Genomic DNA, 10,019 nt, shown 5'->3' with positions numbered 1-10,019 from the left:
CGCACCAGCGCCAGGCCGATGCCCAGGCCGCCCTGGGCGCGCGCCAGCGTGCTGCTGCCCTGCACGAAGACGTCGAACATGCGCGGCAGCAGCGCGGCCGGAATGCCGACGCCGGCGTCGCTCACGGTGAGCACGCTGTCGGCGCCCTCGCGCGCCACGCGCACGGCGACGGCGCCGCCGGGCGGCGTGTACTTCAGCGCGTTGTCGAGCAGATTGCTGATGATTTGTTCGAGGCGGGTGGCGTCGCCGTCGACCCAGGCCGGCTCCAGCTCCAGCGTCAGGGCGTGGCCGTCCAGGCGGCCGGTGGTGCGGAAGGTGGCCACGCAGCCGGCCGCCAGCGCCGCCAGGTCGAGGCCCTGGCGGTTCAGCGGGATGTTGCCGGCCATGGCGCGGCTCAGGTCGAGCAGGTCGTCGACGATGCGCCCCAGGTGGCGGCTCTGGCGCACGATGATGGCCCTGGCGCGGGCCGCGCCGTCGGCCGAGACGCCCTCCAGGCCGATCAGCGCGGCGGCGCTGGCGATGGCGCTGAGCGGGTTGCGCAATTCGTGGCCCAGCATGGCGAGGAACTCGTCCTTGGCGTGGTTCTCCTGCTCGGCCGCCTTGCGCTCCTCGATTTCGCGCGTCAGGCGCTCGTTGCTGGCCACCAGCTCCTCGCCGCGCTGGCGCAGCGCCAGCGTCTGGCGCCGCAGTTGCTCGTTCTTGCCGGCCAGCGCGACGAAGGCGGAAATCTTCGCGTGCAGGATTTGCGGGATGATGGGCGTGAACAGGAAGTCGACCGCGCCCTTCTGGTAGGCCTTCAGGCGGTCCATCTCGTCGGCCAGGTAGGCGGTCACGAAGATGATGGGGATGTTCGCCGAGCGGGCGCGCTGGTGGATCGCCTCGGCCGTCTCGAAGCCGTCCATGCCGGGCATGTTGACGTCGAGCAGGATGACGGCGAAATCGTGGCGCAGCACCTGGCGCAGGCCGTCCTCGCCGGAGCGGGCGGCGATGACCTCGTAGCGCTCCTGCTCGGCCCATTGCGCCAGCAGCGAGGTGAGGGCGAACAGGCTGTTGGCGTCGTCGTTGACGACCAGGATCTTCGGCTTGTCGGTGGTGGGCACGGGGTCTCTATGGGATGCGGGCGCATGGGACGGTTGCGGGCGGCGCGGCGGCGGCGCCGCTTGCCGTGTTCGATTGCGCACATACGGGACGCGGCCAGCGTGCCATATTGTGCGGGCATCCTGCATATCGCAGCGGTGCGTTGGGCTGAGGTTATATGAGTTCGGCCGATAAAGCAGCAAGTTTCACGCGCCGCCGCCATTTGAATTCGACCGCCCGGCCCGGCCGGTACGGCGCCGCGCGGCGCCGCCCCATCCAACACCACGAAAGGCTACATGATGAACATCGAGAAAATCGTCGACCACGACTACCTGGGCAAGAGTTTCCGCGAAATCGCCGCCGCTCCCGTCAGCGCCCTGCGCGGCGTGAGCGAGGCCGACGCCAAGGCCCTGCAGCATGCCTTCGGCGTGCGGACGGTGCGCGAGCTGGCGGAGTTGAACTTCGTCAGATGGGCCGGCGCGCTGGCCACGCTGGCCGACGCGGAGGCGGCGGCGGGGGACTTGGCGGGGGAGGGCTTGCTCGACGACGCCGTCGAGATGACTTTTCCGGCCAGCGACCCGATCTCGGTCGATTCCGGCATCACCCGCATCGAGGTGGCGCCGGACAGGGTGGACGCCCACGCCGACCACCAGAGCGCCGGCCGGCAGCAGGTAACGGCGGCGGCGGCCGTCAAGGGGGGCGCGCGCAAGCCGGCCAAATAGGCCGCCCGCGCGGCCGCCGCGCCTCAGGCGGTCTGCGGCAGCGCGCCCTTCACGCTGCGCGGGCCCGGCGCGATGCCGGACGGGGCGCAGCAGAAGCGGTTCTTGCCGGCCCGCTTGGCCTCGTACAGGGCGCTGTCGGCGATGCTGAGCAGGCTCTCGACGCTGTCGGCGTCGTCCGGATAGACGCTGATGCCGATGCTGGTCGACAGTTTCAGCGTCAGGTCGTTGATGAAAAACGGCTCGGAGACGATGTCGACCAGCTTCGAGGCCGGTTCGCTGGCGTCGCCCAGGCCCGACAGGGCGCCCAGCACGATGACGAATTCGTCGCCGCCGATGCGCGCCACCGTGTCCTCGCGGCGCGAGGCGCCGACCAGGCGCTTGGCCACCGTCTTCAGCACCTCGTCGCCGCAGGCGTGGCCGTAGGTGTCGTTGATGGCCTTGAAGCCGTCCAGGTCGAGGTACATGATGGCCGCCTTGCCGCGGTTGCGCGCGGCGTGCTGCAGCGTGCTGGCGATGCGGTCCTCCAGCAGGCGCCGGTTGGGCAGGCCGGTCAGCGGATCGTGCAGCGCCAGTTCCTGCTGCAGCTTGCTGTACTGGGCCAGTTCCTTGTAGAGCAGGCGCACCTCGAGCATGTTGTGGATGCGCTTGTGCACCTCCAGCAGGTCGAAGGGTTTGCTGATGAAGTCGCGCGCGCCCGCCTCCAGGGCGGCGATCTTGAAGCTCGGCTGCGCCGTCAGCGCCAGCACCGGCAGATAGCCGCCCTGTTCGATCTCCTTCAAGCCCTTCATGACCTGGAAACCGTTCAGCTCGGGCATCTGCAGGTCGAGCAGGATCAGGTCGTAGCAATGCTCGCGGTGCAGCGGGCAGACACGGCCCGGTTGCATGGTGGCGGTGACGTCGGTGTAGCCGGCGTCGCGGAGGATTTCCAGCATCAGATCGACGTTGTCGGGCGAGTCGTCGACGACCAGAATCTTGGCTTTCAATATCTCTTCTTGGCTCGGCATAATGGTCTCGGTCAATGCTGGAAAGGCGCCGCTCTGTGCGGCGTGGGCGGCGGTGGCGCGGCTGTGTCGATAGTGTAGCAAAGCCGGCCGTAGTTGCTTGTAGGACAGTACCGCGTCTCCGGGTAGGAGGCTCGGACTGGTTTTCTGGCAACACGGCGGCGGCGCCGCCGCGCCCTGCCGGCATTATAGGATGAGTCCGGCGGAGGGGGCGCGCGCCACGCGCGCCCGGGCTCAGCAGGCGTCGCGGTGGCAGACGGCGGCCAGGGTGGCGATCAGCTGCGCCGCCTCGACCGGTTTCGAGACGTGCGCCTGGAAGCCGATGGACAGGGCGCGCTGGCGGTCCTCCGGGCGGGCGAAGGCCGTCAGGGCGATGGCCGGCAGGGCGCCGCCGCGCTGCGCGCCGAGCGCGCGCACCAGGGTCAGCAGGTCGAAGCCGTCCACCTCGGGCATGCCGATGTCGCTGACCAGGGCGTCGGGGCGTTCGTTGAGCAGCAGTTGCAGGGCCTGGGCCGCGTCGGCCGCCTGGAACACCTCGGCGTTGCAATCGGTGAGGATGCGTTCGATCAGCTCGCGCGCGTCGGCCTCGTCGTCGACCACCAGCACCTTCAGGCGCGCCAGATCGCGCGCCGCCGGGTCCTCGGCGGCGGCCGGCGCCGCCGCGGAGGACCCGGCCAGCGGCAGCAGCAGCGTGAACGTGGCGCCCAGGCCTTCGCCGGGGCTGCTCACGCCGACCGTGCCGCCGTGCTGCTCGACGAGGTGCTTGACGATGGCCAGGCCCAGGCCCAGGCCGCCGTGCTTGCGCGTCGTCGAGGCGTCGGCCTGGCGGAAGCGCTCGAAGACGTGGGCGAGGAATTCCGCGCGGATGCCGATGCCGCTGTCGCTGACGCTGATCTCGGCGTGGCGCCCGAGCTGGCGCGCGGCGATGCGCACGGCGCCGTCCTTGGGCGTGAACTTCAGGGCGTTCGAGAGCAGGTTCCAGATCACCTGCTGCAGGCGGCTGGGGTCGCCCGCGATGGCGCCGACCTCGGCGCCGCAGCGGATCTCGAGGCGGATGTTCTTGGCGTCGGCGGCCGGGCGCAGCGCCTCGACGGCGGCGTCGATGACGCCGGCCGGGGCGACCGTCTGCATGTCCAGCAGCACCTTGCCGGCGGTGATGCGGCTCATGTCGAGCAGATCCTCGATCAACTGGGCCTGGGCGCGCGCGTTGCGCTCTATGCTTTGCAGGCCGCGCTGCAGGTCGGCCGGGTCGCGCGTGCCGCGGCGCAGCACCTGGGCCCAGCCGAGGATGGCCGACAGGGGCGTGCGCAGCTCGTGCGACAGGGTGGCGAGGAATTCATCCTTCATGCGGTTGCTGTGCTCGGCCTCGGCGCGCGCGCTGCGCTCGCTGTCGAGCAGCACCTTGCGCTCCTCGGAGGCCTGCTGGGCCGCCTCGTACAGGCGCGTGTTGTCGATCGCCACGGCGGCCTGGGCGGCGATGCCGCCGACGATGCGCTCGGTGCGCGCGCCGAACATGGCCGCCTCCGGGTGGCCCAGCAGCAGGCTGCCGATGCGCTGGCCGGAGCGCGACACGACCGGCACGGCCAGGCGGCTGCGCAGCGCGGCGGCGGCGGGCGCGCCGGGCAGCAGCGCCTCGGCGCCGCTGCCCGAGAGCGCCGTCAGCGGCGCGGCCGCGCCGCAGTAGAGCAGGGCGCCGCAGCGCGCCCCGCTGATGCGGGTGGCGGCGTCGCTGACCTCCTGCAGCAGGGCGCGCAGGTCGAGCGTGCCGGCCAGCGCCGTGCCGGTGCTGTTGAGCAGTTCGAGGATCGAGCTCTCCTCGCGCAGCGCCTCCTGCACGCGCTTGACCTGGTCGACGTCGGTGCTGGTGCCGAACCAGCGCAGCAGGCGCCCGGCGCCGTCGCGCACCGGATTGGCGCGCGTCAGGAACCAGCGGAACTGGCCGTCCGCGCCGCGGATCGGAAACTCCATCTCGAAGGGATCGCCGCTGCGCAGCGAGCGCTCCCAGCGCGCCAGCATCTGCTCCAGGCAGGCGCCGTCGTAGGGCGCCCGCCAGCCGGCGCCGATGGCCTGCTCCGGGGTCGTGCCGGTGTAGTCGTACCAGCGCTGGTTGTACCAGCTCATGGCGCCGTCGGCGTGGGCGATCCAGGCCAGTTGCGGGATCGAATTGGCCAGCGCGCGCAGCTCCTCCTCGCCCTGGCGCAGGGTGTCCTCGGCGGCCTTGCGCGGCGTGATGTCGCGCACCATGCCGCTCAGGCCCAGCAGGGCGGCGTCGTCGCCGTAGCTGGCGTGGCCGACGATGGAGAGCCAGCGCCGCGCGCCGTCGCGGCGCAGGGCGCGGCATTCGAGTTGATAGTCGCCGCCGCCGGCGTGCAGCTGGGCGAAGGCCAGGCGGGCCGTCTCGCGGTCGTCCTCGTGCAGGCGCGCGCGCAGGATGTGCCAGCTCACCGGCGTCGCCTGCGGCAGATCGAGCATCTCGGCGGCGCGCCGGCCCAGCGTGACCAGGTCGCTGGCGGCGTCCCAGCTCCAGTCGCCCAGCTGGCCGGCCGCCAGCGCCACCTGCAGGCGGGTGGCGCCCTCGCGCAGCGCGCGCTCGTCGGCCTTGCGTTGCGTGATGTCCTGCAGATAGCTGGTCAGGCCGTCGCCGGACGGATAGGCGCGCACCTCCAGCCAGCGCTTCAGCGGCAGGTGATAGAGCTCGAAGCCGACGCTTTCCTGGCGCTCCAGGGCGTGCCGGTACTGGGCCTCCAGCACGGTGCCGCGCAGTTCGGGCAGCGCCCGCCACAGATCCTGGCCCTCCAGCGCGGCGCGGCGCGCGCCGGCCGGGCGCAGCATGGCGTCGGCGCGGGCGTTGATGTAGTTGATGCGCCAGGCGCGGTCGACGCCGAGAAAGCCGTCGGTGATGCTCTCGAGCAGCTTGCCCATGCGTTCATTGGAAAGGCGCAGCGCCTCCCTGGCCTCGGCCGCGCCGCCGTCGCGCGGCGCCGCGCCGGCCTGCTGGCGGTCCGCCATCAACGGCTCCGCCGCGGCGTGGCGGAAGGGCGCGTGGCATCGCGGGTGGGCGCGGTCGGGAAAATCATGGTTGGGCGTCGGGGCAATCGTTGAGCGTCACGGCGGCGGCGCGATATGCGCAGCCTGGCGTGGGATTTCATTGTAGCCCCATCGCATCGAATTGATACGCACCATTGCGCGGGCGACTCAGTCCGGCGGGGCGGCGCCGTCCGGGCCGGCGTCAACGGCGTCGAGGGCGCGCCGCAACTGCGCCATGTCGTAGGGTTTCTGCAGGGAGGTGGCGGCGAACTCGATATGCCGCGTCAGCGTGTCGCCGAAGCCGGAGGCGAAGATGATGTGCAGGCCGGGCTGGCCGCGCAGGGCGTGGCGGGCCAGTTCGACGCCGGACATGCCGGGCAGGCCGACGTCGGTGAACAGCACCTCGATATCGCCGCCGGCGAGGATCTGCAGCGCCTCCTCGGCGCCGCCGACGGCGCGCACCTGGTGGCCGAAGGTGTGCAGCATTTCGCAGACCAGGAAGCGGGCGTCGGGATTGTCCTCCACCACCAGGACGCGCAGCGCCCGGTCCGGCGCGGCGGCGGGCGCGGAGCTGGGCGCGAGCGCGCACAGCACGCCGCGCACCTGGCCGGTTTCGTCGCACACCGGCGTGTAGTACAAGTCCAGCAGCAACTCGGTGGCGCCGCCGCCGCGCCAGATCTGCAGCGGCTGGCGGCGGTGGCGGGCCGCCTTGCCGGCCCAGACCGCCGCCAGCGCGGCGCCGCTCCAGCCCCATTCGGGCGGCAGCATGGCCGGGACGCGCCCGCCGGGCGCCGCCATGCGCTCGGCGCCGAGCAGGGCGACGTAGGCCTCGTTGTAGACCAGGATCTGCTCCGGGCCCCACATCAGCGCCTGCGCCAGCGGCGAGTTGAGCAGGAGGTCGACGCATAGGCGCAGGTGGTGCGGCCAGGCGGCCGGCGCGCCCAGGGCGCTGTCGGTCCAGTCGAAGGAGGCCGTTGTCGTTGCTTGTGCGCTGTCGCTTTGCATGCCGTATTGTTCTTTCCAAGAAATATGGCCGAATCCTACACTATACGCCTGCGCCGCTCTTTGATTCCGGCGGGGCGGCGGCGCGCGCGGCGCCGGGGCAAAAAAAAGCCCGCTGGTGAGAGCGGGCTAAGTCTATTTTCTTGGAGGAGAATAGAGGAGACAGGTGGATGATGCTGCGTTGCGGGATATAAAGCCAATGGTCTTTCATGATAATGATAATTAGTTTTCTGAATGACTGGCCGATGCGCTTGCCAGCGCCGGTCGAATTTGTCATCATGCCCGCTCACTATTCGTTCGCGCGGAAAGAAACCATGCCCACCATTGTCACGCACCGCAAGGTCAGGATCGTCATGCTGGAGGGGGGCGAAAGCATCGCCGCGCATTGCCGCCGCGGCGACATCGCCATCGTCGCCGACGCGGCCGGCTGGTGGATCCATTTCGTCGGCGCCGACGGCGCCCTCGACAGTTATGACGAGGCCTTCGCGACGCGCGACGCGGCCCTGTGGGCGGCCAAGGCGGCGGCCGAATACGGCCTGGAATAGGGCGCCGCGGCGGCCCGCCCAAGATAGTTGCCATTGGTGCTGGACAGGCGCCGCCGCAGTGCCTATAATCCTGCTTCTTTCGGGGGGCTAGCCCTCCGGTCTCCAGCGTCGGTGCCCTCAAGGACTGGTGGCGAGAGGCGAAAAGCGCAGGCTTTTCGGGTTGGAGAGAAGTCGCTTTCGCGGGGTGTTTTGCGGCGAAACGGACTAAACGGTTTTTAGAGTCGAACTTTTCAAAACGGACGGCATACGCTATAATGCGTTTTTTGCGGCTGTAGCTCAGTTGGATAGAGTACTTGGCTACGAACCAAGGGGTCGTGGGTTCAATTCCTGCCAGCCGCACCAGAATTTCGGGGGGGCAGATTGCAAAGTCTGCCTCCTCTTTTCTAAAGCAGTAAAGAAGTGCATATCGTTTTATTGCCCGCAGTGATGGGGTAATGAAGGCGGAATGGGTGTGTTACAATGTTTTTTTGCGGCTGTAGCTCAGTTGGATAGAGTACTTGGCTACGAACCAAGGGGTCGTGGGTTCAATTCCTGCCAGCCGCACCAGAATTTAATAAGACAGAGTCGTGGTTTTTTCTCTGTCGTTATCGCGGTAAATGTAATGCGTTTTACTTGTGGCGCGCCTTGCGAGGCGCTTGCGAGAAAAACGGCTTAACTAGTTTTTCGCGGCTGTAGCTCAGTTGGATAGAGTACTTGGCTACGAACCAAGGGGTCGTGGGTTCAATTCCTGCCAGCCGCACCAAAATTCGTAAGACGAAAAAGGTTCAGAGAGCGATCTCTGGATCTTTTTTTTCGTGCGCCCGGCAGGGCGCACTTACTTGGAGGTGAAAGTCCTCTACTCACCCGGCAAGGGGAAGAGTTAGCAGATGGCAAGTGTGTCGTGGGCGACTGCGAATCTGAAGGAAGCCGGAAGCAAAGCGCTGGCCTGACGAACAGGAAGCGGATATGAGGCGGCACGGCGGGGTGAGGCGGCCAATATCGTCAAAGCCCGAAACTTGCACGGAACGCCGTGACGTAAATCCGACAGGCATAAGCGTGAAGGAAAGTGCGTCATACACGGGGAGATCTGCAAGGGTGCCGAGGGCGACCTCAGTGCTACCGACATCGAAAGGTGGAGGGATGCCCATGCAGAAGTCAGCAGAGGCCATAGTAGGGGTCGGGAAGAACCGAAGGGCCGAACATTGAAAGCCGCGAGTAGGCGGCGGGACCACACGGAAAGTCGATGAAGGCAGAAGGTTCAAGAAGATTGAACGCCCGAGCGGTGGAATCGGCGCAGAACGCCGACGAAGCCGGCACGGGTGCCGAGGCCGACGTGACGACCCGCATGCGGACCAAAGCGGAGGAAGCGCGGAAAAGCGCGCTGATGGAAGCGGTGTGCGAACGCGGCAACCTGCAGCGCGCGTACCAACGGGTGGTCGAGAACAAAGGGGCGGCTGGAGTCGATGGCATAGGCGTCGCGGAATTCAAAGACCACTTGAAGCAACACTGGCCGACGATCAAGGCCAAACTGCTGGCGGGGGAGTACATACCCTCGCCGGTGCGCCGGGTGGACATACCGAAGCCGCAAGGCGGGGTCAGGACACTGGGCATACCGACGCTTGCGGATCGGCTGATCCAGCAAGCGACGCATCAGGTGCTCTCACCGATCTTCGAAGCGGAATTCTCGGCGTCGAGCTACGGCTTTCGGCCGGGGAAGAACGCCCATCAAGCGGTCAAGGCGGCGCAGCAGTACGTCGCCAGCGGCCGGCGGGTGGTGGTGGACATGGACTTGGAGAAATTCTTCGACCGCGTCAACCACGATCTGCTGATGGAGAAACTCTCGAAGAAGGTCGGTGACGGACGAGTGCTGTGCCTCATCCGACGGTACCTGGAAGCGGGCATGATGGCAGAAGGGGTTGTTTCCCCACGGACGCAGGGCACGCCGCAAGGTGGGCCGTTAAGTCCGCTGCTATCGAATATTCTGCTGACGGGACTGGATCGGGAACTGGAACGCCGGGGCCACGCCTTCTGCCGCTACGCTGACGATTGCAACATCTATGTCAGAAGCCGACAGGCGGGGGAACGGGCGATGGCGAGCATTACCCGGTTTCTGGCGGACAAGCTCAAGCTCACGGTGAATCTGGCCAAGAGCGCGGTGGCGAGTCCGTGGGAGAGGAAGTTTCTGGGCTACAGCCTGAGTTGGCACCGGGCTCCGAAACTACGCATTGCGCCGGCCAGCTATCAACGGCTGGAAACGCGCGTGCGTGAAGTACTCAAAAGTGCGAGAGGGTGCAGCCTGAGCACGGTCATCACCCGACTCAACCCGCTACTGCGTGGCTGGATGGCCTACTTTCGGCTGTCCGAGACCAAGAAGGCGCTGGAAGAGCTGGACGGCTGGATCAGGCACAAGCTGCGCTGTATTCTTTGGCGACAGTGGAAGCGCCCGTATACTCGTGCCATGAACCTGATGAAGGCCGGACTGAAGGAGGAGCGGGCGTTTCGCTCGGGCCTCAACCAACGCGGGCCGTGGTGGAACAGTGGCGCAAGCCACATGAACCAAGCCTTCCCGAAGTCGTTCTTTGATCGTTTAGGTCTGGTGTCGCTCGTCGATACGATGCGCCGACTCCAGTGTGTTCAATGAACCGCCGGATGCGGAACCGCACGTC

8 protein-coding genes and 3 tRNA genes are annotated in these 10,019 nt (G+C 67.7%); 6 read left to right on the top strand and 5 right to left on the bottom strand.

The features are described 5' to 3' along the window. On the bottom strand, positions 1-1,100 hold a 1,100-nt coding region (locus Q0S71_RS11805; protein WP_295995406.1), incomplete at its 3' end, for a hybrid sensor histidine kinase/response regulator. Between the two features lie 276 nt (positions 1,101-1,376). On the opposite strand from Q0S71_RS11805, the gene Q0S71_RS11800 reads away from it, so the two are divergent. After that, positions 1,377-1,799, top strand: coding sequence for a hypothetical protein (locus Q0S71_RS11800; RefSeq protein ID WP_295995405.1), 423 nt, complete (start codon positions 1,377-1,379; stop codon positions 1,797-1,799). 23 nt (positions 1,800-1,822) lie between these two features. Here Q0S71_RS11800 and Q0S71_RS11795 read toward each other — a convergent pair whose 3' ends face one another. The 4 genes from Q0S71_RS11795 to Q0S71_RS11780 all read right to left on the bottom strand — a co-directional run bounded on the left by Q0S71_RS11795 (position 1,823) and on the right by Q0S71_RS11780 (position 7,109). Beyond that, the gene (locus Q0S71_RS11795; RefSeq protein WP_295995402.1) at positions 1,823-2,803 is read right to left on the bottom strand and encodes a diguanylate cyclase; all 981 of its coding nucleotides are present in this window, start codon (positions 2,801-2,803) and stop codon (positions 1,823-1,825) included. A gap of 231 nt (positions 2,804-3,034) precedes the next feature. After that, the gene (locus Q0S71_RS11790; protein ID WP_295995399.1) at positions 3,035-5,809 is read right to left on the bottom strand and encodes an ATP-binding protein; all 2,775 of its coding nucleotides are present in this window, start codon (positions 5,807-5,809) and stop codon (positions 3,035-3,037) included. Positions 5,810-5,995: 186 nt separating this feature from the next. Further along, on the bottom strand, positions 5,996-6,832 hold the full coding sequence (locus Q0S71_RS11785) for a response regulator (protein ID WP_295995396.1): 837 nt from the start codon (positions 6,830-6,832) through the stop codon (positions 5,996-5,998). Between the two features lie 40 nt (positions 6,833-6,872). Further along, complete coding sequence (locus tag Q0S71_RS11780) at positions 6,873-7,109, bottom strand: hypothetical protein (protein WP_295995394.1); 237 nt, start codon at positions 7,107-7,109, stop codon at positions 6,873-6,875. Positions 7,110-7,143: 34 nt separating this feature from the next. Here Q0S71_RS11780 and Q0S71_RS11775 point away from each other — a divergent pair, with 34 nt between their 5' ends. The 5 genes from Q0S71_RS11775 (at position 7,144) to ltrA (ending at position 9,994) form a co-directional block, all read left to right on the top strand. After that, positions 7,144-7,374 carry a hypothetical protein gene (locus Q0S71_RS11775; RefSeq protein WP_295995391.1) on the top strand — a complete coding sequence of 77 codons (231 nt, stop codon included), beginning with the start codon at positions 7,144-7,146 and terminating at the stop codon, positions 7,372-7,374. Between the two features lie 265 nt (positions 7,375-7,639). Continuing rightward, positions 7,640-7,716: transfer RNA gene (locus Q0S71_RS11770), tRNA-Arg, on the top strand. 127 nt (positions 7,717-7,843) lie between these two features. Further along, positions 7,844-7,920 (top strand) — tRNA-Arg (locus Q0S71_RS11765). Between the two features lie 119 nt (positions 7,921-8,039). Continuing rightward, a tRNA-Arg gene (locus Q0S71_RS11760) sits at positions 8,040-8,116 on the top strand. A 480-nt stretch (positions 8,117-8,596) separates the two neighbouring features. After that, positions 8,597-9,994 carry a group II intron reverse transcriptase/maturase gene (ltrA, locus tag Q0S71_RS11755; protein ID WP_367185294.1) on the top strand — a complete coding sequence of 466 codons (1,398 nt, stop codon included), beginning with the start codon at positions 8,597-8,599 and terminating at the stop codon, positions 9,992-9,994. Positions 9,995-10,019 lie beyond the last annotated feature (25 nt).

This window comes from Rugamonas sp. (assembly GCF_025354735.1).
GTDB lineage: Bacteria > Pseudomonadota > Gammaproteobacteria > Burkholderiales > Burkholderiaceae_D > Rugamonas.
The sequence above is the reverse complement of the archived record's forward strand: the minus strand, read 5'-3'. Positions and strand labels throughout refer to the sequence as shown.

What these genes read in the sequence shown, in the direction of transcription:
- Q0S71_RS11800 (WP_295995405.1), top strand. Translation starts at nt 1,377, where the DNA reads ATGAACATCGAGAAAATCGTCGACCACGACTACCTGGGCAAGAGTTTC.
- Q0S71_RS11795 (WP_295995402.1), bottom strand. Translation starts at nt 2,803, where the DNA reads ATGCCGAGCCAAGAAGAGATATTGAAAGCCAAGATTCTGGTCGTCGAC.
- Q0S71_RS11790 (WP_295995399.1), bottom strand. Translation starts at nt 5,809, where the DNA reads ATGGCGGACCGCCAGCAGGCCGGCGCGGCGCCGCGCGACGGCGGCGCG.
- Q0S71_RS11785 (WP_295995396.1), bottom strand. Translation starts at nt 6,832, where the DNA reads ATGCAAAGCGACAGCGCACAAGCAACGACAACGGCCTCCTTCGACTGG.
- Q0S71_RS11780 (WP_295995394.1), bottom strand. Translation starts at nt 7,109, where the DNA reads ATGATGACAAATTCGACCGGCGCTGGCAAGCGCATCGGCCAGTCATTC.
- Q0S71_RS11775 (WP_295995391.1), top strand. Translation starts at nt 7,144, where the DNA reads ATGCCCACCATTGTCACGCACCGCAAGGTCAGGATCGTCATGCTGGAG.
- ltrA (WP_367185294.1), top strand. Translation starts at nt 8,597, where the DNA reads ATGAAGGCAGAAGGTTCAAGAAGATTGAACGCCCGAGCGGTGGAATCG.